Genomic DNA, 25383 nt, shown 5'->3' on the forward strand with positions numbered 1-25383 from the left:
ACGCCGGCAAGTTAGGCGAGTCGCATGACGAGAACGCCCGAGGCGATAACTGCCCCTGCCACATAACGCCAGACGCTGGCGGCTTCCTTCAGAATGAAAACCGAGATGAGGATGGCAAAAAGTATCGAGGTTTCACGTAATGCTGCAACTACCGCGACCGGTGCTTTCGTCATTGCCCAAAGAGCTAAGCCATAGGAAAGGATGGAACCGCCACCGCCCAAAAGGCCGCGCCACCAGTAGCGCCTAACGTGGCTGATCACAGGTTGCCAACCACGCTGGTAGAACGCCCAGGAGAACAAAAGTACTGGCGGCAGCAGCGACATCCAGAGTGTATAAGAGATGGCGTTGCCCGACTGGCGCGCGCCAACACCGTCCACAAACGTGTATCCGGCAATGACGACCGCGTTGATGAGAGCCAGGGTTATCGCCTTGGCCCCACCGCGCCTTGCTTCAAATGCGAGGGTGAGGATGCCGACCGAAATCACGCCTATCCCTGCCAGAGCCGCAGTGCTCAATGTTTCGTCCAGAAACAGACTGCTGCTCGCCACGACGATCAGCGGTGCGACCCCGCGCATCAGAGGGTAGACGAGGCCGATATCGCCTACGTTATACGCAGCCGCAACCAGCCTAAAATAGGCAAATTGCAGGAGCGCGGATGCAATGAGAAATGGTATGGCAACCAGGCCCGGCAATGGCAGGAATGGGAGAAACGGAATGCAGCACATCGCCGCGCCAGCGGCGACGAGCGAGGCGTCCAACGCCTTATCGGCACCGGATTTTACAAGCGCATTCCATGAAGCATGTAGCAGCGCGCCGAAGAGGACAAGAAGAAGTACATCAAATGACACGGTCGACTCGCAGGTGGATTACGTGCCTTGAGTTTTATCCCTTATGCTGCCCGATTCCACTTTTTTGTTAACTATTTAGGGTTCGAATACGATTGTAATATTATACAACCTTTGCAGGTTCTATGAGCTCCTTGATGACTTTGTCCCGAATTGAAATTGGTAAGCAGTGCGTATTTTTTTACGCCTGAATCGTTTCAGTTTGCTATTTGTTATAAGGAAAACGTATTTTGCTAATGTAACTATGAGTAGTTTCTAAAATGCAGGGGAACGAAATTCGAACAAAAAAAGTACGATTAAAGATTTACCCTGTTAAAAAACATGGTCAACGAAAAACAGTGATTTACAGGAGATGACGTGGAGTTTCTTTGATCCATTAGGCTCCGATTGAGTTGTATGAGAGATGACGAAAGCGAAGGAGAGCAGGTCATGGGCCATGATGCATATGAGGACGACGATATCCGCCGCGTTTTGACCGATACCAAGAGCATTGCTATGGTGGGCGCCTCGCCAAACTTAGCTCGCCCCAGTTTTGGTGTGATGAAATTCCTTCTTTCAAAAGGGTATCGGGTCATCCCCGTCAATCCCGGGCAGGAGGGCAAGGAGATACTGGGGCAAAAGGTCTATGCCAAACTTGCGGACATTCCCGAACCCATCGATATGGTGGACGTGTTCCGCGCACCGGAATATCTTTCAAGCGTGGTGGATGAGGTTATACTTATGTCTCCAAGGCCCAAGGTGGTCTGGGGCCAACTTGCCGTCCGAGATGATGATGCTGCCGCAAAAGCCGAAACTTACGGCGTGGAGGTCATCATGGATCGATGCCCTGCAATTGAGTATCCGCGTCTCAATATTGCGAGATAGTTAGGACAAGTTGGACTTATCATGCGCTGTTAAGCCTTTATGATCCCTTCAGCCGTAATGCGAAAGAAAACAGTTGGAGGGACAGATGTCAGAACTTAGCCCGGGCTTTTCCACACTCGCCATTCATGCTGGCGCGCAGCCAGATTCGACGACCGGCGCGCGCGCCACGCCCATTTATCAGACCGCGGCCTATGCCTTCCGTGATTCCGATCACGCTGCCGCACTTTTTGGCCTGAAAGAATTCGGCAATATCTACTCGCGCATCATGAACCCGACGCAAGCCGTGCTGGAAGAGCGGGTGGCGGCGCTGGAAGGTGGAACCGCGGCAGTCGCGGTTGCCTCTGGCCACGCAGCGCAGTTGCTCGTGTTCCACACGTTGCTGCAATCGGGCGATAACTTCGTCGCAGCACGTCAGCTTTACGGCGGCTCGGTCAATCAGTTCGGTCATTCATTCCAGAATTTCGGCTGGCAGGTCCGTTGGGCGGATGCCGCCGATCCTGCAAGCTTTGAAAGCCAGATCGATGAAAAGACGAAGGCCATCTTCATCGAAAGCCTCGCCAATCCAGGTGGCACATTCGTCGATATAGCCGCAATTGCGGAAGTCGCTCACAGGCATGGTCTACCTCTGATCGTGGATAACACCATGGCCAGCCCATACCTCGTCCGTCCTATCGAACACGGCGCGGACATCGTCGTTCACTCTCTAACGAAGTTTCTCGGCGGCCACGGCAATTCCATGGGCGGTGTGATCGTGGACGGCGGCACCTTTGATTGGTCTGCAACGGACAGATACCCGGCGCTTTCCACGCCGCGGCCGGAATATTCCGGCGTTGTGCTACACCAGACCTTCGGAAATTTCGCTTTCGCGATTGCCGTTCGCGTTCTGGGTCTGCGAGATCTCGGCCCGTCCATTGCGCCGTTCAACGCTTTTCTCATTCTCACCGGCATCGAGACGCTGCCTCTGCGCGTCCAGCGCCATTCTGATAATGCATTGGCGGTCGCGAAATGGCTGAAGGCGCATCCGAAAATCGGGTGGGTCCATTATGCCGGGTTGGAAGACAGCGAGAATCATGCGCTCCAACAACGTTACTCGCCAAAGGGAGCGGGCTCCGTATTTACCTTCGGCATAAAGGGGGGCTATCAGGCGGGCAAATCCTTGGTGGAAGGGCTTCAGCTCTTTTCCCATCTCGCCAATATCGGCGATACTCGGTCTCTGGTTATTCACCCCGCCTCAACGACGCACGCGCAGCTTACGCCGGAGCAGCAGGTTGCCGCAGGTGCGGGACCAGATGTGGTGCGACTTTCCATCGGCATTGAAGACGTGAAAGACATTATCGCCGATCTGGAACAGTCGCTGGCAGAAATCTGAAAAGGAAAGATCGCCCATGACCCTAACGCTCAGTTTCAAGTCGGACGGCGACCTGTCTGCCGTTCAGCCCGAAGAGGGCGCACCCGCACCCGACCGGCTGATTTCAGGTGAGCCTAAATTCACGACTTGGAATTTGGAGGAGGCCAGCGGCGGGCTTTATGCTGGCATCTGGCAATCCACGCCGGGCAAGTGGCGTGTCGAATATGACGAGTGGGAGTATTTCAATATTCTGGAAGGTCATTCCGTGCTGACCAGTGATGCTGGCGAGCGCTGGGACTTGCGTTCAGGCGACCGAATGATATTGAGGCCTGGCTTTAAAGGAAGTTGGGAAGTCCTTGAAACGACTCGCAAGGACTACGTTATTCGTCTCTGATCAAGAGGCGAAGCACGCATAAGGGAATGCAATGAGGCTGATACGCGTTTTTCTGATCATCGCAATTATATCCACCGGTTTCATCGGGTTCCAGTGGTTCAAATATGTGAACAATACCGAAAGCCCTTATGATGAAGTTGGTATCGAACTTAATAGCCGCATGCCGGGGCCTATCAACAAGTGGGGCTGCGATAAGTTGAAGACAACCTTTGCAAATATGCTCCCGCCCTACGGCTGCCAGTCTGTGGCAGATGCAACTCAGTGGCGGTAATCTCGTCAAGATCGCACGCGTTTGCCGATCTCCTGTATGGACGAGTTTGACCTTGGTTAGCATTATCAATGCTGTCGACGCCAATCCCGGGGTAGAGTCACAAGGCTGATAAATGCCTTCCCGCCCGGCGGGAGGGTTTCTTTTGCTCCATCACCACACGAGATCGAGACGCTCCAACCCATGAAAATGGTAGACGTCCTTGACCTGTGGCGCGCGCGCTAGGCGCAATCCCGGCAACCGTTCAAACAGCAGCGGCAATACGATATTGAGTTCGAGCCTCGCAAGAGGAGCGCCGATGCAGAAGTGAATTCCCGCGCCGAAAGAAAGATTTGCCGCCTCGGCACGATCCGGCTTGAAGACGAGTGGATCGGTGAATTTCTGAGGGTCCAGATTGGCGGCGGCGAGGATGAGGCTGACCTTATCGCCGCGCTCGAAGTTGACGCCATCGACCTCAACCGGCTCCAGCGCCCAGCGTTGGAAGATGTGAACGGGCGCACCAATGCGCAGCGTCTCTTCGACGGTCCGCTCCGTTGTCTTTTCGTCGATGAAGAGAGATGCCGGATCGATGTCGCTTTCCAGAATGACGCGAACCGAATTTCCGATCTGATGGACGGTTGCTTCGTGGCCTGCGTTTAGCAGCACGATTGTCGTGGAGATCAGTTCCGCGTCCGTCAGATACTGACCCTTATGTTCCGTGTGGATCATATGGCTCAGCAAATCGTCTTTCGGCTCGCGGCGTCGTTCTGCGATGACGGTACGCACGTAATCGGCAAACTCCTTTGCAGCCGAATCGGCGGCGAGTTCGTCCTCATGACTGCGTTTGAACATGTACATGCCGACATAGGCACGCGACCACTTCAAAAGCTGCGGCCCCATCTCCTCCGGTATGCCGATCATCCGGGCAATCATGGTCACCGGAATGATATCAGCGAAAGAGGAGAGCAGCTCGGTCCGGCCATCCTTCTCGAAGCGGTCGATCAGCCCGTGGGCCAGCGCCTCGATCTCCGGCTTCATCTTGTCCACATGGCGGGAAACGAAAGCGCGGTTGACCAGCGTGCGCAAGCGCGTGTGTTCCGGCGGCTCTATTTCCAGCAGTGAGTGACGCTCGGCAGCATCGAAATGCGTCGTACGCCCCAATGGATCAGGCAGCCCTAACTCTTCTCGGCTGGCAATATGAAGGATCTGCCGCCCGAAACGCCTGTCTCGCAGAAGCGCATTCACATGATCATAACCGGTAAAGAACCATTGCTTCTGCTCCTCCCAATAGAAGGTCGGGCAATGCGCATGAAGCTGCGCATAGGCGGCATTCGGATTGCTGTAGAAGGCCGGGTTACGGGCGTCCAGCGAGACGGAACGTTTATCGGCGTCGATGCGGAGGAAGTCGGATGTGGTGTTCATGCTTGGTGTCTAACGGAAGTTTGGACGTGGAGGAAGAGTGGTGATGCCTCGGTAATTCCTCATCCCTGTGCTTTTCAAAGGGATCCAGTCGTCGTGCTTAAGCGACAAAAAGACTCTTTTCAGCCCAAGGACTTGGGCTGACTGGATTTTTGTCACAAGGACAGGAATGAGGGATATCTTGAGCCTCGACGCATAGGCTTATTCACTCCCCGAGAGCCACACCTTCGCGTCGAGGATCAGCGCTACCGATCAGTCCCTGGCTGGTGACTTCAATGGCGTGCAGGCCGGAATTCATCTCGCCGGGCTTCACCTCATAGCCCAGCGCCTTCAGCGGTTCCGCAAACTTTTCTGCATCCGTGCCAGCTTCGATATCATAGGTGCCGAAGCGGTTGATGAGGTGGGGTTGGGCAACGATCTGTTCGACGGGCATACCCCAATCGATGTAGGCTATAAGCGCCTGCGCGACATAGCCGATGATCTGGCTGCCGCCGGGGGAGCCGATCGCGAGCAGTGGCTTGCCGTCCTTCATGACGATGGTCGGTGCCATGGAAGAGCGGGGGCGTTTGCCGGGTTCGACGCGGTTGGCAACGGGCAGGCTGCCGTCATGGGTCTTGAAGGAGAAGTCGGTCAGTTCGTTGTTGAGCAGGAAGCCGTTGGTCATCAGCCGTGAGCCGAAGCCGCTTTCGATAGTTGTGGTCATCGAGAGAACATTGCCCTGCTTGTCCACGATGACGAAGTGACTGGTAGAAGGTAGGTCGAGGGCAGGCCCGCGGCCAAAGTTCAAGGCGTGGTCCCATTCTGGCGTGCCCGCCTTTACGGCATCGGCAGTAAGCGCCCTGTCACCATCCAGTAACATGGAGCGGGAGCCGAGATAATCCTTGCGCAGCAGGCCTTTGATAGGCAACGGCGTAAAGTCAGGATCGGCAAGATATCGCTCACGATCCGCAAAGGCGAGCCGCTGGGCATCTCCGATCAGTCGCCAGCTTTCTACGTTGGCAGGGCCAAGGCCTTTCAGGTCGAAGTTCTCCAGGGTGCCAAGTATCTGGCCCACCGCAACGGCCCAGGAGGAGGGCGGTCCCATGCCGCAGATATCGAGCGCACGGTATTGAGCACAGACAGGCTCACGCTCTTTGGTGCGATAATTTGCGAGATCCGTGAGCGAAAGCACACCTGGATTGCCGGTTGCTTCCCGCACCGTTTTGACGATCGCTTCCGCTATCGGCCCCTTGTAGAACGCATCTGCTCCGTTGTCCGCTATCGCCTTCAGGGTTTCCGCATAGGCCGGATTTTTCAGCAAGGCTCCCGCCTGCAACGGCGCGCCGGAGCCATCGTAGAAATAGCCGCGCGGGCCATCATATTTCTTCAGCCTGTCGCCTTCGGCGGCGATCAGTGAGGCGAGGCGAGGGGAAACCTTGAAGCCATCCCGTGCAAGAACCTCAGCCGGGGTAAACAGGCTTCTCCATTCGAGCTTGCCGTAGCGCTGATGCACGTCGGACAGCAACCGCACGGTGCCTGGCGTGCCGACCGAGCGTCCGCCGACCACGGCATCCATGAATTTCAGCGGCTGGCCTTGTTCATCGAGAAAAAGCTTCGGCGTTGCCTCCATCGGCGCGGCTTCGCGGCCATCGAAGGTCGTGAGTTTGTTGTTGGCTGCATCGTAATAGACCAGAAAAGCGCCGCCGCCGAGGCCGGAGCTTTGTGGCTCTACGAGGCCGAGCACGGTCTGCACCGCGACCATGGCATCGATGGCGTTGCCGCCGTCAGCGATTATCTTTCGTCCCGCTTCTGCCGCCAGAGGATTCGCGGCCGCAACCATGAAGTTCGATGCTTCTACCCGGCTTGCCGCTTTGGTGCCGGTGGAGCGTTCGGGCGCCAGCGTGTCCGAGGCCTGCTGCGCCTGTGCGACACTCAGTGTCAGCGCCGCTGACAACAAAAGACTGGTGGCAAACCTGAAAGGCATCGCAAATCCTCCGCTTTCATCGCCGCGATGATGCGTTCGGGAAAGGTTGCACGTCAAGCCGTTTGCGCGAAATGAGCTTCAGCCGTTGGCGATCGCTGCTATACGAGTAAGTGCTGCCACCTGTCGGTCCGCATTGTTATCATGCGGGTCTTCGCCCCGATCTTCCGCCGGAATGACGACATTTGCGTCATTGTCACGCAGCACGGAGCGATTACGTCCCGCCTTCTTGGCGGCATACAGCGCGCGGTCGGATTTTGTCAGCATATCGTTGAGGTCTGCGTCGGCGACGGAGGCTGAGAATATGCCGACGCTCACAGTCGCGTTGAAGCTCACATCGTTGTTGCTCAGGGTCATGCGGGAGAAATAGATGCGGACGGCCTCGGCAACGGTCACCGCTTTTGCAGGATCATCGTTTATCAACAGAAACGCGAATTCCTCGCCGCCCATGCGAACGAAAAGACCTTGGCCGTGCAAAATGCGGGTAACGAGGCCACAGAACTGCACGAGAACGTCATCTCCGCACTGATGTCCATGTTGGTCGTTGATGTGCTTGAAATGGTCGATATCGAACAGCGCAAGCGTGATCTGTCGCTCGCTCAGGCCTACGTCTTGTTTGATCGCGTCGAATTCCTCGATCAGGCCACGGCGATTGAGGACACCGGTGAGATGATCAGTGATCGCAAGCCGATGAAGGCGCTTCTCATTATCCTCCATGAACATCCTGACCGCGATCATCAGCAGCACGACGAAACTGAAGGCGGCTGAGTAAGCGACCGGTGCCGTCAGCGGCAGAGTCTGGCCGGTGAGCAGGTTATAGGGGATTACGAGCGCAGCCGAGATTGCGCCAAGAAACGCATGTCCAATAAGCGCAAAGGCGAATAGTTTGCGTGTTTTCGAGATGGGATTGTTCGAAACAAGCATCACGCCAGCAAGCATGAAGTAACCGATGCCGGCGCAGATATGATAGAGAATGATACGGGCGACCATGCTCTCTCGTGCCGGCGGCACGAACATGAAAGCCACCCAGATCAATGCCGGAATGGCGATCCAACCGTCTATCCGGCGGCTTTCAAGGCGCAGAAAACCGGCGAGCCAGAAGCCGAATGCCGAAAGCGCCAAGGTATTTCCAACGTTGATTGTCAGAAAATCCGGGATTTGCCCACGCATCGAAACCATGGCCGCCCCCACGCCCACCGACAGAAAGCCGCTGGCAAAAAACAGGTGATGTTTTTTGGCGGGCTGGTGAAGCCACAACATCGCCAGCAGGGCTGACAGGGTCAATGTTTCCAGGGACCAGAGAAGCATGCCTGTTTTTGCGTCGAACACCGCATAATCCTATTTTCTGAAGACTGGCGCGTGGTTACACGCCACGTTCCTGGAAACGCTTGCTGCCGCATATCGACCAAAGCTAGGTGCAACTTTCAGGATAGGTACGGGCGAGTCGCATGCCACTTTCAACGGAAAATACTAAGGAGTTCTTTCCACCTGACTTAAGGTGAGGTTTTGCACATTTATTTCGACGATTTTAACAAATTGTTGACCAACAAATATTTTGGCCGTTGATGAAATCAGGTCTCAATCTCTGAAAGGCTGGTGCGGGCAGACCGGTATCTCTATGCGTCGGGAGAAATGTCCGGCATGTCATTAAGGATATCCACCAGCGCAGTCTTGAAGTATCGGGCTAGGACACTCTATGTAGAGAGTTGAGGAATTGAATTGATTCCGGGTGCGCAGGCTTCCGGATAAGGTTTGGATAAAGGACGGACATGAGAAATCCAGTTGATACCGCCATGGCTCTGGTGCCGATGGTCGTGGAGCAGACCAACCGCGGCGAACGGTCCTATGACATCTACTCCCGTCTTCTCAAAGAGCGCATCATCTTCCTGACCGGCCCGGTGGAAGACCACATGGCATCGCTCGTTTGCGCCCAGTTGCTGTTCCTTGAAGCGGAAAATCCGAAAAAGGAAATTGCGATCTACATCAATTCGCCGGGTGGCGTCGTTACCGCAGGCATGGCGATTTACGATACTATGCAGTTCATCCGCCCTGCCGTTTCCACGCTCTGCGTTGGCCAGGCTGCGTCCATGGGCTCTCTGCTTCTCGCCGCCGGTGAGAAAGGCATGCGTTTCGCGACGCCGAATGCGCGTATCATGGTTCACCAGCCTTCCGGTGGCTTCCAGGGGCAGGCGTCCGATATCGAACGTCACGCTCGCGACATCATCAAGATGAAGCGTCGCCTCAATGAAGTCTACGTGAAGCATACCGGTCGCACGCTCGAAGAAGTTGAAAAGACGCTCGACCGTGACCACTTTATGGATGCTGACGAGGCGAAGGAATGGGGCGTGATCGACAAGATCCTCACGTCCCGCCAGGAAATCGAAGGCGTCTCTGCGAATTGAGGCGACGCTTTTTTGACGTCTGTTTGCTGCCCCGGTTAAATTCGGGGCTTCAAACGACAAAAGAAAGCGCTATTAGTACATATTAAGGCTGTGTTGAAGTTTTGTGACGTAGCCTGAACCATCCTCTCCCGAATTGCGTAGTGCTTTGCAGGGGAGGTGAATGAAGGACATGCCGGGGCAAGATGCGTCTCGGAGTTTTAAGGGGAATTCGTTGCCGCCGTCCATCAGGTCATGTATCTGATACGGTTAGTACCCCGGGAACGAAGCGGATGCGGAAGCTTTTCGAAGCGCTCGTATCTGCGGGCGGTAAGTTGACCGCGATCCGTTTGGCGGACCTGCGGCGTGCTGGAAGGAAAGAGATATGAGCAAAGTCAGCGGCAGCAACGGCGGCGACTCGAAAAATACACTCTATTGTTCATTCTGCGGCAAGAGCCAGCACGAAGTCCGGAAACTCATTGCCGGGCCGACGGTATTCATCTGCGATGAATGCGTCGAATTGTGCATGGACATCATCCGCGAGGAGAACAAGAGTTCGATGGTGAAGTCGCGTGAGGGTGTTCCCACCCCGCAGGACATCATCAAGATCCTCGACGAATACGTCATCGGCCAGCAGCAGGCGAAAAAAATCCTGTCTGTGGCTGTTCACAACCATTACAAGCGTCTCGCACATTCCACCAAGAATGGTGACATCGAGCTTGCGAAGTCGAACATCATGCTGGTCGGCCCGACCGGTTGCGGCAAGACCTATCTTGCCCAGACGCTCGCACGCATCATCGACGTCCCGTTCACCATGGCCGACGCGACGACGCTGACCGAAGCCGGTTATGTCGGTGAAGACGTTGAAAACATCATCCTGAAGCTGCTTCAGGCTGCCGATTACAACGTTGAACGCGCCCAGCGCGGCATCGTCTATATCGACGAAGTGGACAAGATTTCCCGCAAGTCGGACAATCCATCCATCACGCGCGACGTGTCTGGCGAAGGCGTTCAGCAAGCGCTGCTGAAGATTATGGAAGGCACGGTTGCTTCCGTTCCTCCGCAGGGTGGCCGCAAGCATCCGCAGCAGGAATTCCTTCAGGTGGATACGACCAACATCCTGTTCATCTGCGGCGGCGCGTTTGCAGGTCTCGACAAGATCATTTCCGCTCGTGGCGAAAAAACCTCTATCGGTTTTGGCGCAACGGTGAAGGCGGAAGACGATCGTCGCGTTGGCGAAGTGCTGCGTGAGCTTGAGCCGGAAGATCTGGTCAAGTTCGGCCTCATCCCGGAATTCATCGGCCGTCTGCCGGTTCTGGCAACGCTCGAAGACCTCGATGAAGATGCGCTGATCCAGATTCTGTCGGAGCCGAAGAACGCTCTGGTCAAGCAGTATCAGCGGCTGTTCGAGATGGAAGACGTGGAACTGACCTTCCAGGGTACGGCCCTTCTGGAAATCGCTCGCAAGGCCATTACCCGTAAGACCGGTGCCCGTGGCCTGCGTTCGATCATGGAAAAAATCCTGCTCGACACGATGTTCGAGCTGCCGACGCTGGAAGGTGTGCGCGAAGTGGTCATCTCTGACGAAGTCGTCAGCGGTGCGGCGCGTCCCCTCTACATCTACGCGGATCGCAAGGAAGAGAAGGCCAACGTATCTGCCTGATCCGTCACCGAGAAGTGACTTGATATCGAAGGCTCGCCATTGGCGGGCCTTTTTTCTTGGTTATGCACCATAATGCGCGCATAAATGTCGGCAGCTCCATTTTTGGGTTTGGAGCAGATTGCGCTTTGCTGTTAAAGTCTTACAACTGATTTGTCTCGAGATGTGACGTTTTCGTGAATGTCTGCCGACCGTTTTGCTTCCGCGAGAGTATGCGTGAGGCGAGAAATGTAAGCCTGTTACACCTGTTGAGGTTTTTAAATTTACGGCCTGATGAGCAAGTGACGGCTGTTGGTTTTCGTGACTTGAAAATGACAGTGCGGCACTCCACTTTCAGTCACGAATAAGAATAAGCCGGAAACTTCCCAAGACGTCCGGCAAGCGTCCCTTTAGGGACCATGGAAAGGAAATGATATGACGAACATTACGTCTGCTGCATCTGGTGGTACATATCCCGTACTTCCTCTGCGCGACATTGTCGTTTTCCCGCATATGATCGTTCCTCTGTTCGTCGGACGGGAAAAGTCCATTCGTGCTCTGGAAGAGGTTATGGGCTCTGACAGGCAGATCATGCTTGTGACGCAGATTAACGCCAGTGATGACGATCCGGATCCATCGGCGATCCATAAAGTTGGTACGGTTGCCAATGTTCTCCAACTGCTGAAGCTGCCAGACGGCACCGTCAAGGTTCTCGTCGAAGGCAAGGGCCGCGCCAAGATCGACGAATATACCGGTCGCGAAGACTTCTACGAAGCAACTGCCGTTCTTTTGGACGAGCCGACCGAAGATCCGGTCGAGATCGAGGCTCTGTCTCGCTCTGTCGTCTCCGAGTTCGAAAGCTACGTAAAGCTCAACAAGAAGATTTCGCCGGAAGTGGTTGGTGCCGCTGGCCAGATCGACGATTATTCCAAGCTCGCCGATACGGTCGCTTCCCACCTTTCCATCAAGATCACCGAAAAGCAGGAAATGCTTGAAACGGTGAGCGTGAAGCAGCGTCTGGAAAAGGCTTTGGGCTTCATGGAGGGCGAGATTTCTGTTCTTCAGGTCGAGAAGCGTATCCGCTCGCGCGTCAAGCGCCAGATGGAAAAGACCCAGCGCGAATATTACCTGAACGAGCAGATGAAGGCGATCCAGAAGGAGCTCGGCGACGGCGAGGATGGCCGTGACGAGATGGCCGAACTGGAAGAGCGCATCGCCAAGACCAAGCTCTCCAAAGAAGCCAAGGAGAAGGCCGAAGCTGAAATGAAGAAGCTTCGCCAGATGAGCCCGATGTCCGCGGAAGCGACCGTCGTGCGCAACTATCTGGATTGGCTGCTCGGTCTGCCATGGGGCAAGAAGTCGAAGATAAAGACGGACTTAAATGCTGCTGAATCCGTTCTCGAGCTCGATCACTTCGGTCTCGATAAGGTGAAGGAGCGCATCGTTGAATATTTGGCCGTGCAGGCCCGCGCGACGAAAATTCGCGGCCCTATCCTGTGCCTCGTTGGTCCTCCGGGCGTTGGTAAGACCTCGCTTGCGAAGTCCATCGCCAAGGCAACCGGCCGCGAATATGTTCGTATGGCGCTCGGTGGCGTACGCGATGAAGCGGAAATCCGCGGCCATCGTCGTACTTACATTGGCTCCATGCCGGGCAAGATCGTCCAGTCGATGAAGAAGGCGAAGAAGGCCAACCCGCTCTTCTTGCTCGATGAAATCGACAAGATGGGACAGGATTTCCGTGGCGATCCGTCGTCGGCTCTGCTGGAGGTGCTTGATCCGGAACAGAACTCCACCTTCATGGATCACTATCTTGAAGTGGAATATGACCTCTCGGACGTCATGTTCGTGACGACTGCCAATACGCTGAATATTCCCGGGCCCCTGATGGACCGTATGGAAGTCATCCGTATCGCCGGTTACACGGAAGACGAAAAGCGCGAGATCGCCAAGCGTCACCTGCTGCCGAAGGCAATTAAGGAACATGCCCTGCGTCCGGAAGAGTTCTCCGTGACGGATGGCGCCCTGATGGCCGTAATCCAGCAGTACACACGTGAAGCCGGTGTGCGTAACTTCGAGCGTGAGCTGATGAAGCTCGCCCGTAAGGCCGTCACCGAGATCATCAAGGGTAAGACAAAGTCGGTCGAAGTCACGGCAGAAAACATCCACGACTATCTGGGTGTGCCGCGCTTCCGCCACGGCGAAGCCGAGCGTGAAGATCAGGTCGGCGTGGTTACTGGTCTGGCATGGACCGAAGTCGGCGGTGAGCTTCTCACCATCGAAGGCGTGATGATGCCGGGCAAGGGTCGTATGACCGTGACCGGCAACCTGAAGGAAGTGATGAAGGAGTCCATCTCGGCAGCGGCATCCTATGTCCGTTCGCGTGCGGTCGATTTCGGCATCGAGCCACCGCGTTTCGACAAGAGCGATATCCACGTGCACGTGCCGGAAGGCGCAACGCCGAAGGATGGTCCGTCCGCGGGTGTGGCAATGGCTACCGCCATCGTCTCGATCATGACCGGCATTCCGGTTGACAAGAATGTGGCAATGACGGGTGAGATCACCCTTCGAGGTCGCGTTCTGCCGATTGGCGGCCTTAAGGAAAAACTGCTTGCAGCACTTCGCGGTGGCATCAAGAAGGTGCTGATCCCGGAAGAAAACGCCAAGGATCTGGCGGATATTCCAGACAACGTGAAAAACGAGATGGAAATCATCCCTGTTTCACGTATGGGCGAGGTTCTGGAACACGCGTTGATCCGCAAGCCCGAGCCGATTGAGTGGGATGGAAGCATCGAGACGCCGGTGATCGCAACGGTCGAGGGCGTGGACGACGGCGGACAGACCATCGCTCATTAAGGTGATGCTCAAGACTGTGGTGCTAAATTAGCACAAAATCCTTGAAGGGCTGGCAGAAATGCCAGCCTTTTTTGTGAAAATAACTCTAGACCCCTTGTTTTTCAGGCGATTCCGTCGCTTTTGGGTGGCGGTGCGCGAATAGATTAGTATTGTGCGCGAACCCAATTTGAGTCGTTTCAAACCATTGAAAGGGGTGGAAACATGAACAAGAACGAGCTCGTTTCTGCAGTTGCTGAAAAGTCTGGCCTCACGAAGGCTGACGCCGCTTCTGCCGTTGACGCTGTATTCGAAACTGTACAGAACGAACTGAAGGCTGGTGGCGACATCCGTCTTGCTGGCTTCGGCAGCTTCACTGTCAGCCGTCGCGAAGCCTCCAAGGGCCGTAACCCATCCACGGGTGCAGAAGTCGATATTCCGGCTCGCAACGTTCCAAAGTTCTCCGCAGGCAAGGGCCTGAAGGACGCTGTTAACTCCTAAGTTTTCTTGATGCCGTTTGCCCCAGCGGCGTGCGAACGGTTTTCCAAGGCATACGAGGACAGATTGGCGCTTTGCGCGACAGCGCAAAATGACGCCTTTGAAATGCAGAAAGCCCGGCCCTTTTTGGTCGGGCTTTTTGTTTATGCGAATATTCGGAATTGTCATGCGCCTGTCATGTCCGTGCCGCAGAAGCCGCCTGTTAGTTTTCCATTGTGGACTACAGGGGATTTTCCATGACATTCCGTCTTTCTCAAGCAACGCTGACAGTGGCGCTGCTGGCATCGGCAGCGTTTCCGGCTGCAGCCGAGCAGGTTTTCAACCGCATTTCTTCTTTCCCGGTCGCATTGAACCTGCCGTCCGACAAGGACCAGACGACCGTTACTTCCGCTGAAATCGTAACTGCGAGCGAAGACGGCAATACGCTGATCTATTCTGACAGCCCGCTGGGCGGCATCGGCTTCATCGACATCACTGATGCGAAGGCACCAAAAGCACTCGGCGCGTTGATGATGGATGGCGAACCCACCTCCGTCGCGGTGGCCGGTTCCAGGGTTCTGGCTGGCGTCAACACCTCCGAGAGCTACGTCAATCCATCCGGCAAGCTGGTCACGGTTGATATCGGCACCAGAAAGATCGAGGCAAGCTGTGATCTCGGCGGCCAGCCTGATTCCGTGGCCGTTTCGCCGGACAAGAGCTTCGTAGCAATCGCCATCGAGAACGAGCGTGATGAGAAGGTCAATGACGGCGCGCTGCCGCAGGCACCTGCTGGCTTCCTCGTCACCATCGGCCTTAAGAACGGCGCGCCTGACTGCTCGACGCTGAAGAAGATCGATGTGACGGGCCTTGCCGAAATCGCGCCGGAAGATCCAGAGCCGGAATTCGTCTCGATCAATTCCAAGGGCGAAATTGCCCTGACGCTGCAGGAAAACAACCACATCGTCATCGTTGACGGCAAGAGCGGCAAGGTGACGAGCCATTTCTCCGCTGGCACGGTTGATCTCGAAGGCATCGACACCAAGAGCGATGGCCAGCTGAAATTCACCGACAAGCAGGAAGGCCGCAAGCGCGAGCCCGACGCCGTAAAGTGGCTGGACGACAACCGCATCGTCATCGCCAATGAAGGCGATTGGGAAGGCGGCGCACGCGGTTTCACCATTTTCGACAAAAGCGGCAAGCAGCTTTATGAGGCCAATTCCTCGTTCGAACACGCTGTTGCCGCCATCGGTCATTATCCCGAGAAGCGCTCCAAGGCCAAGGGTGTGGAGCCTGAAGGTCTGGAAGCCGCAACCTTCGGCAACGACAAATACTTCTTCGTGCTTGCAGAGCGCGCATCTGTCGTCGGCGTCTACAAGGATACCGGCGCCGAGCCACAGCTGACACAGCTGTTGCCCTCCGGTATTTCGCCAGAAGGTGCCGTTGCCATTCCATCGCGCAACCTGCTGGTCACCGCCAATGAAGCCGACCTGGTGGAAGATGGCGGCGCACGTTCACACGTCATGATCTATGAGCGCTCGGAAGGGCAGGCGGCTTACCCGCAGCTCGTCTCCGCAACGGTGGATGGCGCGCCAATCGGCTGGGGTGCACTTTCCGGTCTCGTCGGCGATGCTGAAAAGGAAGGCATTCTCTATGCCATTTCCGACTCGGTCTATGGCAACCAGCCTTCGATCTTCACCATCGACGCCACCAAGAGGCCTGCGGCCATCACCGGCGTTCTGCGCGTAAAGCGTGACGGCATGGCTGCGCAGAAGCTGGACATGGAAGGCATTACGCTCGACGGCAAGGGTGGCTTCTGGGTTGCTTCGGAAGGCAACACAGAAAAGCTCGTTCCGCATGCGCTCTACAACATCAATGCCAAGGGCGAGATCAGATCTGAGATCGCGCTGCCGAAGGAACTGCTGGAAGGCGAAACCCGCTTTGGCTTTGAAGGTGTGACCATGATCGGAAAGGGCGACGATGCTACGCTCTGGATGGCTGTTCAGCGTGAATGGGGCAACGATCCGAAAGGCACCGTCAAGCTCGTTTCCTATAATCTCAAGTCCAAGGAGTGGGGCGCAGTACGCTATCTGCTGGACAAGGCGCCGGAAGGTGGCTGGGTCGGTCTTTCCGAAATCTCTGCCTTTGGCGATCAGGTCTATATCGTTGAGCGCGATAACCAGATTGGCGATAAGGCTCAGGTCAAGAAGCTTTACCGAGTCGCTATTGCCGACCTGAAGCCTGCCAAGATCGGCGGCGACCTGCCGGTTGTCACGAAACAGGAAGTTCACGACTTCACTCCGGACCTGAAGACCCAGACCCAAGGCTACGTCGTCGACAAGCTGGAAGGCTTTGCATTCGACAAGTCCGGCAAGGCCTTCGCGGTGACGGACAATGATGGTGTGGATGATTCGTCTGGCGAAACGCTGTTCTTCCCGGTCGAGCTGAAGGTAACGAACTAACGTTCGACGTCTCCTCCCTTCGTTATGCTCGTGCGTGTCCTGAGCATCTGCGACGGCACGGCCGTTGCAACGATGGTAGATCCTCGCCACAGGGGCGAGGGTGACGGGAGATCGTAAATAACAAACAAAAAAGCCGGGCGCATCGCACCCGGCTTTTTCACTTCCTGATGATCAACTCAGTCGTCTTTCAAGGCATATTTTTCCAGCGCAGCCCGATTGACTTCGATACCAAGCCCTGGACCATCCGGTATTTGCACCACACCATCCACATGATCGAGAGGGCTGGTGAGTACAGCCTGCCGATAAGGGTTCTCGGTCCGGTCGAATTCCAGGATCGGCGGGCGCGGATTGCGGCGCGCCGGGTCTGGCGGAAGGTAAGCCATGAACTGCAAGGCAGCAGCAATGGCAACGCCCGTGCCCCAGACATGCGGAACTACGCGCACGCCGTAAAGCGTGGCAAGGTCAGCGATACGCTTGGTCTCAGAGAAGCCGCCGGTACCTGCAAGGTCAGGCTGAAGGATATCCACAGCCCGGCTTTCCAGCGGCGAGCGCATACCATAGCGACCATGCCAGGTTTCGCCACCGGCGACCGGAATGGGCTGACCAGCGCGAACTGCGCGATAGGCGTCGAGCTGTTCCGGCACCACTGGCTCTTCAAACCAGTCGATGCCGAGCGGCGCAAGCGCCTTGCCGACTTCGATGGCTTCGAGAGCGTCGTAACCGTGATTCGCATCGATCATGATGCGAACGTCCGGTCCAACAGTCTCACGCGCAGCACGAATGACGGCGATGTCTTCCGCGACATCAAAGCCGATCTTGATCTTGACTGCGTGAAAACCCTGTTTCGCGTAGCCAGCAACTTCTGCCGCCACATCGGAAACCGCATCGACCCCATCCTTGCGGAAGGAGCCGGTGGCATAGGCCTTTACGCTTTCGCGGAACCGGCCGCCGAGCAGGCGGGACACCGAAGTGCCGAACCGCTTGCCCTTGATATCCCACAGCGCGATGTCGATCCCGCTCAATGCCGTCACGGTCAAGCCGCGCTGTCCCTGGTCACGCAGTAGGTTATAGAGCTGGTGCCAAATGATTTCGATATCGAGCGGATTTTTACCGATCAGATGAGGGGTGTAGGCGGCCACAACTGCGGCATTTGGTTTTGCCGGGCCGAGGCATTCGCCCCAGCCCACGGTTCCATCGTCGCAAATGATTTCGACCAGGCAATGGATGCGCCGGTCGAAACGCATGGATGCGCTTTCAAAGGCGTGGCCCAGCTTGTAATCAAGCAGATGCGTGCGAACCGCCTCTATCTTCATGGCTTGTAAGGTCCAATCAGCTTTTCCATCATGCCGAGTTCTTCATCGGTCAGGTCAGTCAGCGGAGCGCGAACTGGGCCTGCGTCAAACCCGACGAGGCGAACGCCTGCCTTAACCGCCGAAACCGCATAACCCTTCGAACGGTTACGAATTTCCATGAACGGATAGAAGAAGTCGATGAGAATCTGGTTCGTGGTTGCCGTGTCGCCAGCGCGCAGAGCCTTGTAGAACTTTTGCGCAAGGGCAGGCACGAAGTTGAAGACTGCCGAGGAATAGGTCGTAACGCCAGCGCCGAGATAGGCATCAGCAAAGAGTTCTGCCGTCGGCATGCCGCCAAGATAAGTCAGGCGGTCGCCGATGGTAGCGGTGATCTTGCGAACAAGGCCGATATCGCCGGAGCCATCCTTGAAACCGACGAGGTTAGGGCAGCTGTCGCAAAGCTTCTGAAGCGTTTCAGCTGTGAGGATGGAGTTGTCGCGGTTATAGACCATGACGCCGATCGAAACAGAATCACAAACCGCCTTGATGTGCGCGTAAAGACCGGCCTGCGATGCATCCATCAGATAATGAGGCAAAAGCAGAATGCCATCGGCACCGGCTTTTTCAGCGCTCTGAGCAATTTGGATGGCTATCTTGGTGCCGTAGCCGCAACCGGAAACGATTGGCGTGGAGCCTGCAGATGCCTTTGCTGCTGCGACGACCGTGCCCACTTCCTCTGGTGCGAGCGAGAAGAATTCACCCGTGCCGCCAGCGGCAAAAAGCACCGTTGCGTCAAATCCCGACAGCCAGCTGACGTGGTCGTGGTACGGCTTTTCGTTGAATTCGCCGTTCTTGTCGAATGGGGTAACGGGAAAAGAAAGAAGGCCTGCGCCAAGTGCGACCTTGAGTTCCTGTGGGTCCATAGCCATGAATTTCGTGTCTCCAATTGTTAGCTGAGGCGGATAATATGCGAGATATTATCTTCGTCAAGAACTTATAATACAAGTTGGTGATGTTTGTGTGAGATTTTTAGCGAGGGACGTCGGCTCACAGACACCGCAGCTCGCCGAGCACCATTGAAAGTACGCCTTTAATCACATGGACAGGCCTTGATAACCAGTGACTCGTAAGAGTACACATAAGATAACGTTTTCATTTAGGTATGACCACAAGCTGGATGCGCTCGTACGTACCGCCAATATTCGTGGAGGAAAAATGCTCAAAACCTTATTGTTGACCGGCGCCGCAGGCGGTGTTGGGAGGGCTATTCGCCCGCTATTGAAGGATATGGCGGAACGAGTCGTGCTGTCGGATCTCGCGGAAATCACTGATCTCGCAGCACATGAAACCTTTGTGAAATGCGAACTTTCAAACCGTGCTGAAGTCGATGCTGCGGTGTCCGGTGTGGATGGCATTATCCATCTGGGCGGAATTTCCGTCGAAAGGCCCTTCGAACTAATTTTAAAGGGCAATATCGAAGGCGTTTACAATCTTTATGAAGCCGCACGGCATAATGGTCAGCCACGCATTGTTTTTGCGAGTTCAAATCACGCCATCGGCTATCATCGTCGGGACGAGAAGCTGAACAGCAACTCTCAAGTCCGTCCTGATTCTCTCTACGGCGTCTCGAAATGCTTTGGTGAAAATCTGGCGAGCTTCTATTTCGACAAGTTCGGACAGGAAACGCTTTCGGTGCGTATCGGCTCCTGCACACCTAAACCCAGCACGACTCGCATGCTGGCGACGTGGCTAAGCGTTAACGATTTCGCATCTCTCTGTGCTCGCGGCTTTGAAGCGCCAAGGCTCGGTCACGCCGTTGTTTACGGCGCTTCAAACAATGACGAAAGCTGGTGGGATAACAGCAATACTGCGTTCCTCGGCTGGAAGCCGAAGGATAACTCGGCGAAGTGGCGCGCCGAGGTACTTGCGCAGGCGGGTAGGGAAGACCCGAAGGATCCGGCGGTCATCTACCAAGGCGGTGTTTTTACCACCTACGGTCATCCAGCGGATCAGTGATATGAGGCGATGGATAGCGGATTGGGCTGAATTTATTTCGGCCTGTCCTGCTTTTCCGAGTCGTATTGGACCCAACGGAAAAAGAGGTAAATTGGCAGCGCAATAAGTGCGAGCGTGACAAGAGAATTTACAGACATGGATCATCCCATTAACTCGCGCCCTCATCATGAGGACGACGGGGTGATTATGCGCTAAAAGTTATTTAGAAATATTGAATCTCACCTGGCATAAATTATAGGTCGAACGGATAGTATTCGTGCCAAAAAAGCACAGCTTATGAGCCAAGCCAGCATCCAGCCTTAACGTTTTGTTACTTTGCTGAATTTTAGCTCTTTTGCAGAGGGCGGGAATTGACGCCCTTCAAAACGCAAAGCGCGCTGACGTGGCATTGGACGGCACCCTAGTAAATTGTCATGCGAATTTTTCAAGGGGAAATGGTGGGCGATGAGAGACTCGAACTCCCGACATCCTCGGTGTAAACGAGGCGCTCTACCAACTGAGCTAATCGCCCTTCGCGTCTTGCGGATCGTGTCCGCCGCGTCGGTGGCTGTGATCTATTCGGATCGGATCAGAACCGCAAGAGGCTTTGCGAAGTTTTTTTGATTTTTTTGAATTTTCATTCACAGACCGGCTCGCGGTTTTTGTTTCGCGTGGCTGGGAAGCTCTGGAAAATAAGGTGATTCCGTTCTTTGAGATGCTCGCGCTGCCGGTTTGGATTTCCACAGGCCTTCTTCACGGCGCGCGTGAGTATGGACGGAAAGGGGTGGTGGATGACCACGTGCAGGCGCAGTCTATGCGAATACATCCGTTTTCATGATGTGGATGAGTAAGGGCGCATACCGTGTCATGATGGCATGACGTCATTCGTGGAATTGACCAATGAAGCGAGTCACAAAATACGATCCGAGCCTCGTTTCGAAAGTTCGATCCGACTGCCGTTGGTAATCGAATTCATCGTGCGTAAAAAATTTTTAAAAGGAGAAGTGCCGGAAAACCGGCACTCTGCGCGTTCGGGCAAACGCAAAATGCGCAAGCTTATTCTTTTGTCGTGAAAGCTGCTTGACACCCCAACGCGAACGCCTTAGTTAGCCGCTCAACGAACTGCCGAGGCGGTTCGTGCAGCGGGGCTCAGCGCTCCACTGTCAGGAGATGCGGGTGTAGCTCAGTTGGTTAGAGTGCCGGCCTGTCACGCCGGAGGTCGCGGGTTCGAGCCCCGTCACTCGCGCCATCCTGTCCTCGGAAATTCTGCGAACGCGAAGCGTTCGTTATGCGCGGGTGTAGCTCAGTCGGTTAGAGTGCCGGCCTGTCACGCCGGAGGTCGCGGGTTCGAGCCCCGTCACTCGCGCCATTTCTTCTTTTGAAGAATTGAAATCTCTCCATTTAGAACCCTAAAATCGTCATGCAGTCTCAAGCGTGTGGGCGCTTAATTTTGCTCTGTTTCTTGTCTTCAAAAATCATGTTTTCAGGTTCGAGATTGTCGTGAAAATGCTTCGTTCGACGCACAAAATTATGTGACTTTTCGAAGGCTCGATTTGTCAGCCAATAGTCGATATTTTTTAAACATTTAGCACGATTTCGCCATGCACTATTGCAGGCTGTGTGTCATTATAATGGTCAATCCTTGGCGGGATCGGCTTGAAATGGTGCTTAAACTCTTGCAGAGACGGCGTGGCTGCGCTAACCACTGCGGCGTTGCAACATAATTCGATCCTGCGGAAAAACGTTCCAAAGGGTGCCCGACGCTCGGTCGGGCAGGGAAGAGACAATGACTGAACTCCTCAGTTCCTACATTCCGATCGCAATTTTCATCGGTATCGCCCTTGTCATCGGCCTGGCGCTGTTGATCGCGCCTTTCGCTGTTGCTTACAAGAACCCGGATCCCGAGAAGCTTTCCGCCTTCGAGTGCGGATTCAATGCTTTCGATGACGCTCGTATGAAGTTCGACATTCGATTCTATCTCGTGTCGATTCTCTTCATTATTTTCGATCTTGAAGTCGCCTTCCTGTTCCCGTGGGCTGTGTCCTTCGGTGAGCTCGGCTGGTTCGGCTTCTGGTCCATGATGGTGTTTCTCGCTGTTCTCACCATCGGCTTCATCTATGAATGGAAGAAGGGAGCGCTGGAATGGGCATAGTTCAAAACGACGCTACGCTTGTTGCGCAAAAGCCCAAGGGTATTATCGATCCGTCGACCGGCAAGCCCGTTGGCAGTGACGATGCGTATTTCACGGAAATCAATGACGAGCTGGCCGATAAGGGCTTTCTCGTTACCTCTACCGACGAGCTGATCACCTGGGCGCGCACCGGCTCGCTGATGTGGATGCAGTTCGGTCTGGCCTGCTGCGCCGTTGAAGGCCTGATGCAGGCTTCCGGTCCGCGTTACGACATGGAGCGCTTCGGCGTTGCTCCGCGCGCCTCGCCGCGCCAGTCCGACGTGATGATCGTTGCCGGCACGCTGACCAACAAGATGGCACCAGCGCTTCGCAAGGTCTATGACCAGATGCCGGAGCCGCGTTACGTGATTTCCATGGGCTCCTGCGCCAATGGCGGTGGCTACTATCACTATTCCTACGCCGTCGTGCGTGGCTGTGACCGGGTTGTGCCTGTCGATATCTACGTGCCGGGCTGTCCCCCCACGGCGGAAGCGCTGCTTTATGGCGTGCTTCTGCTGCAGAAGAAAATCCGCCGTACCGGTACGATCGAGCGTTAAGGGCAGAGGACTTACAAAATGAGCGAAGCTCTTAACGATCTCGCGGCCTATGTGCAGGAAGCGCGCGGCTCCTTGCTGGTATCACAGGCAATTGCCTTTGGTGAGTTGACGCTGAATACGACACCTGAAAATGTCATCGCGCTTCTCACCTTCCTGCGTGACGATGTGCAGTGCGGTTTCGTCAACATCATCGACATTTGTGGCGTTGACTGGCCTCAGCGCGAAAAGCGCTTCGATGTCGTCTATCACCTCCTGTCTCCACGCCAGAACCTGCGCGTTCGCATAAAGCTTCAGGTGGCTGAAGACGAGGGCGTTCCGTCGGCAACTTCGGTTTTCTACGGTGCGGAGTGGTTCGAGCGCGAAGCATGGGACATGTATGGCATTCCATTCGAAGGCCATTCGGATCTTCGCCGCCTCCTGACGGATTACGGTTTCGAAGGCCATCCGCTTCGCAAGGATTTCCCGCTCACGGGTTTCGTGGAAGTACGTTACGATGACGTGCAGAAGCGCGTTCTTTACGAGCCGGTAGAGTTGAAGCAAGAGTTCCGTAGCTTTGACTTCCTCTCGCCCTGGGAAGGAACGGATTACGTTCTGCCCGGCGACGAAAAGGCCAAGCAATGAACCAGCTACATGCCAACGAAGCAGGGGCAAAAGAGCAGGGACAATGTCTTTGCGGCGCCGTTCGTCTGGAAGCGACGATCGGTGCCCGGGAGATGGGTGTTTGTCACTGCTCCATGTGCCGTCGCTGGTCCGGCGGCGTCTTCCTCGCAGTAGAATGCCTGGACGTCTGCGTTGGAGACACGGAACATCTTGGTGTGTACGAATCATCCGAATGGGGCGAGCGGTGCTTCTGCAAGGTTTGCGGCAGCACGATGATATGGCGGTCCAAGGATGGGGCGCACAATGTCGTTTCCGTTCAGGTCTTCAAAGATCCGTCCAGCTTCACGCTGGCATCGCAGATTTTCATTGACGAAAAGCCGACCAGCTACTCGTTTGCCGAGGTCACCAACACTATGACCGGCCCCGAATTCATCGCCATGATCACGTCGGCGGAGCAACAGCAATGACTGAACATAACGTTCGCAATTTTACGATCAACTTCGGCCCGGAACACCCTTCCGCGCACGGCGTGTTGCGTCTGGTTCTGGAACTCGATGGTGAAATCGTCGAGCGCGTGGACCCGCATATCGGCCTGCTGCACCGCGGAACCGAGAAACTGATTGAGGCCAAGACCTATCTTCAGGCAGTGCCTTACTTCGACCGCCTCGATTACGTGGCACCGATGAACCAGGAACATGCTTTCGCGCTTGCGGTTGAAAAGCTGCTCGGTCTCGAAATCCCGATGCGTGGTCAGCTGATCCGTGTTCTCTACTCGGAAATCGGCCGTATCCTTTCTCACATCATGAACGTTACGACGCAGGCCATGGACGTCGGCGCCATGACGCCGCCGGTCTGGGGCTTCGAAGAGCGTGAAAAGCTGATGGTGTTCTATGAGCGTGCCTGCGGCGCGCGCATGCACGCAGCCTATTTCCGTCCGGGCGGCGTTCATCAGGACATTCCGCCGGAACTGGTGGATGATATCGGCAAGTGGTGCGATCCGTTCATCACCGTTCTCGACAATATCGAAGGCCTTTTGACCAACAACCGTATCTACAAGCAGCGGAACGTCGATATCGGCGTGGTCTCGCTGGAAGACGCGTTCGCCTGGGGCTTCACCGGTGTCATGGTTCGTGGTTCGGGCGCTGCCTGGGACCTTCGCCGTGCGCAGCCTTATGAGTGCTATTCCGATCTCGAATTCGACATTCCTGTCGGCAAGAACGGCGACTGCTATGACCGTTATCTGATCCGCATGCAGGAAATGCGCGAATCGGTAAAGATCATGAAGCAATGCGTGGAGCTTCTCTCCGGCAAGCACCGTATCGGTCCGGTTTCATCGCTGGACGGCAAGGTCGTTCCGCCCAAGCGTGGCGAGATGAAGCGGTCGATGGAAGCGCTGATTCACCACTTTAAACTCTACACCGAAGGCTATCACGTGCCTGCCGGTGAAGTTTACGCGGCAGTCGAAGCGCCCAAGGGTGAGTTCGGCGTCTATGTTGTGGCGGATGGCTCCAACAAGCCTTACCGCTGTAAGATCCGCGCTCCGGGTTTTGCGCATCTGGCTGCCATGGACTTTCTCTGCAAAGGCCATCAGCTTGCCGACGTCACCGCTGTTCTCGGCTCTCTCGACATCGTGTTCGGGGAGGTCGACCGCTGATGCGTTTGCCGCTGGCCATATCGGCTTTTCTCGTTGCGACCGGACCAGTTTTCGCCCAAACGGCGGAAAATGGCGTTTCGTCTCAGTCGAGCGGCGGCAGTTCAACCGTCAGAGAGCTTCTGACTATGGGATATGAGATCAAAACCTCTGTTCCTAACGGAAGAAAATTCATTGTGTTCATGCAAAAAGACAAAGCGGCTTATGCTTGCGAATTCGTCACGGTGGCGAGATCGCGGTGTGAGTCGTTAAATTGATG

General features: G+C 55.4%; 21 protein-coding genes and 3 tRNA genes. 17 read left to right on the forward strand and 7 right to left on the reverse strand.

Annotated features, from left to right (window positions below):
* Positions 1-11: 11 nt before the first annotated feature.
* Positions 12-848 carry an EamA family transporter gene (locus G6L28_RS05560; protein WP_174062798.1) on the reverse strand — a complete coding sequence of 279 codons (837 nt, stop codon included), beginning with the start codon at positions 846-848 and terminating at the stop codon, positions 12-14.
* Between the two features lie 426 nt (positions 849-1274).
* On the opposite strand from G6L28_RS05560, the gene G6L28_RS05565 reads away from it, so the two are divergent.
* From G6L28_RS05565 to G6L28_RS05575, 3 genes are all read left to right on the forward strand, one after another.
* Positions 1275-1709, forward strand: coding sequence for a CoA-binding protein (locus tag G6L28_RS05565; protein ID WP_174062799.1), 435 nt, complete (start codon positions 1275-1277; stop codon positions 1707-1709).
* A gap of 85 nt (positions 1710-1794) precedes the next feature.
* Positions 1795-3078: an O-acetylhomoserine aminocarboxypropyltransferase gene (locus G6L28_RS05570; protein WP_174062800.1), complete on the forward strand. Its 1284-nt coding sequence runs from the start codon at positions 1795-1797 to the stop codon at positions 3076-3078.
* Between the two features lie 16 nt (positions 3079-3094).
* The gene (locus G6L28_RS05575; protein WP_174062801.1) at positions 3095-3451 is read left to right on the forward strand and encodes a cupin domain-containing protein; all 357 of its coding nucleotides are present in this window, start codon (positions 3095-3097) and stop codon (positions 3449-3451) included.
* 421 nt (positions 3452-3872) lie between these two features.
* On the opposite strand, the gene G6L28_RS05580 is transcribed toward G6L28_RS05575, so the two are convergent.
* The 3 genes from G6L28_RS05580 to G6L28_RS05590 form a co-directional block, all read right to left on the reverse strand.
* Entirely contained in the window at positions 3873-5120 is a 1248-nt protein-coding gene (locus G6L28_RS05580; RefSeq protein WP_174062802.1) for a cytochrome P450, read from the reverse strand.
* Between the two features lie 202 nt (positions 5121-5322).
* Positions 5323-7080, reverse strand: a complete 1758-nt coding sequence (ggt, locus tag G6L28_RS05585) for a gamma-glutamyltransferase (protein ID WP_174062803.1) — start codon at positions 7078-7080, stop codon at positions 5323-5325.
* 78 nt (positions 7081-7158) lie between these two features.
* Positions 7159-8406 (reverse strand): diguanylate cyclase, encoded by a 1248-nt coding sequence (locus tag G6L28_RS05590; protein WP_174062804.1) that lies wholly within the window; start codon positions 8404-8406, stop codon positions 7159-7161.
* A 440-nt stretch (positions 8407-8846) separates the two neighbouring features.
* Here G6L28_RS05590 and clpP point away from each other — a divergent pair, with 440 nt between their 5' ends.
* The 5 genes from clpP (at position 8847) to G6L28_RS05615 (ending at position 16859) form a co-directional block, all read left to right on the forward strand.
* Positions 8847-9479, forward strand: a complete 633-nt coding sequence (clpP, locus tag G6L28_RS05595; protein WP_174062805.1) for an ATP-dependent Clp endopeptidase proteolytic subunit ClpP — start codon at positions 8847-8849, stop codon at positions 9477-9479.
* 361 nt (positions 9480-9840) lie between these two features.
* Entirely contained in the window at positions 9841-11118 is a 1278-nt protein-coding gene (gene clpX, locus G6L28_RS05600) for an ATP-dependent Clp protease ATP-binding subunit ClpX (protein ID WP_174062806.1), read from the forward strand.
* Positions 11119-11529: 411 nt separating this feature from the next.
* The gene (gene lon, locus G6L28_RS05605) at positions 11530-13947 is read left to right on the forward strand and encodes an endopeptidase La (RefSeq protein ID WP_174062807.1); all 2418 of its coding nucleotides are present in this window, start codon (positions 11530-11532) and stop codon (positions 13945-13947) included.
* A gap of 201 nt (positions 13948-14148) precedes the next feature.
* A complete protein-coding gene (hupB, locus tag G6L28_RS05610) occupies positions 14149-14424 on the forward strand; it encodes a DNA-binding protein HupB (RefSeq protein ID WP_174062808.1) in 276 nt (91 codons plus the stop codon).
* 233 nt (positions 14425-14657) lie between these two features.
* Positions 14658-16859: an esterase-like activity of phytase family protein gene (locus tag G6L28_RS05615; RefSeq protein WP_174062809.1), complete on the forward strand. Its 2202-nt coding sequence runs from the start codon at positions 14658-14660 to the stop codon at positions 16857-16859.
* A gap of 176 nt (positions 16860-17035) precedes the next feature.
* On the opposite strand, the gene G6L28_RS05620 is transcribed toward G6L28_RS05615, so the two are convergent.
* On the reverse strand, positions 17036-18172 hold the full coding sequence (locus G6L28_RS05620) for a mandelate racemase/muconate lactonizing enzyme family protein (protein ID WP_174062810.1): 1137 nt from the start codon (positions 18170-18172) through the stop codon (positions 17036-17038).
* On the reverse strand, positions 18169-19074 hold the full coding sequence (kdgD, locus tag G6L28_RS05625) for a 5-dehydro-4-deoxyglucarate dehydratase (protein WP_174062906.1): 906 nt from the start codon (positions 19072-19074) through the stop codon (positions 18169-18171). The genes G6L28_RS05620 and kdgD overlap by 4 nt, the downstream gene beginning before the upstream one ends.
* Positions 19075-19366: 292 nt before the next feature.
* Here kdgD and G6L28_RS05630 point away from each other — a divergent pair, with 292 nt between their 5' ends.
* Entirely contained in the window at positions 19367-20167 is an 801-nt protein-coding gene (locus G6L28_RS05630; RefSeq protein WP_174062811.1) for an NAD-dependent epimerase/dehydratase family protein, read from the forward strand.
* A gap of 435 nt (positions 20168-20602) precedes the next feature.
* On the opposite strand, the gene G6L28_RS05635 is transcribed toward G6L28_RS05630, so the two are convergent.
* Positions 20603-20678 (reverse strand) — tRNA-Val (locus G6L28_RS05635).
* Between the two features lie 640 nt (positions 20679-21318).
* Here G6L28_RS05635 and G6L28_RS05640 point away from each other — a divergent pair.
* The 8 genes from G6L28_RS05640 (at position 21319) to G6L28_RS05675 (ending at position 25381) form a co-directional block, all read left to right on the forward strand.
* Positions 21319-21395 (forward strand) — tRNA-Asp (locus tag G6L28_RS05640).
* A 43-nt stretch (positions 21396-21438) separates the two neighbouring features.
* Positions 21439-21515 (forward strand) — tRNA-Asp (locus G6L28_RS05645).
* A 417-nt stretch (positions 21516-21932) separates the two neighbouring features.
* Complete coding sequence (locus G6L28_RS05650) at positions 21933-22298, forward strand: NADH-quinone oxidoreductase subunit A (protein ID WP_027672972.1); 366 nt, start codon at positions 21933-21935, stop codon at positions 22296-22298.
* Complete coding sequence (locus tag G6L28_RS05655; RefSeq protein ID WP_174062812.1) at positions 22289-22873, forward strand: NuoB/complex I 20 kDa subunit family protein; 585 nt, start codon at positions 22289-22291, stop codon at positions 22871-22873. The genes G6L28_RS05650 and G6L28_RS05655 overlap by 10 nt, the downstream gene beginning before the upstream one ends.
* A gap of 18 nt (positions 22874-22891) precedes the next feature.
* Positions 22892-23494, forward strand: coding sequence for an NADH-quinone oxidoreductase subunit C (locus G6L28_RS05660; protein WP_174062813.1), 603 nt, complete (start codon positions 22892-22894; stop codon positions 23492-23494).
* Positions 23491-23940: a GFA family protein gene (locus tag G6L28_RS05665; protein ID WP_174062814.1), complete on the forward strand. Its 450-nt coding sequence runs from the start codon at positions 23491-23493 to the stop codon at positions 23938-23940. The genes G6L28_RS05660 and G6L28_RS05665 overlap by 4 nt, the downstream gene beginning before the upstream one ends.
* A complete protein-coding gene (locus G6L28_RS05670; protein ID WP_174062815.1) occupies positions 23937-25127 on the forward strand; it encodes an NADH-quinone oxidoreductase subunit D in 1191 nt (396 codons plus the stop codon). Before G6L28_RS05665 ends, G6L28_RS05670 begins: the two co-directional genes overlap by 4 nt.
* Entirely contained in the window at positions 25127-25381 is a 255-nt protein-coding gene (locus G6L28_RS05675; protein WP_174062816.1) for a hypothetical protein, read from the forward strand. Before G6L28_RS05670 ends, G6L28_RS05675 begins: the two co-directional genes overlap by 1 nt.
* Positions 25382-25383 lie beyond the last annotated feature (2 nt).

It is taken from the genome of Agrobacterium larrymoorei (assembly GCF_013322225.1).
Classification (GTDB): domain Bacteria; phylum Pseudomonadota; class Alphaproteobacteria; order Rhizobiales; family Rhizobiaceae; genus Agrobacterium; species Agrobacterium larrymoorei_A.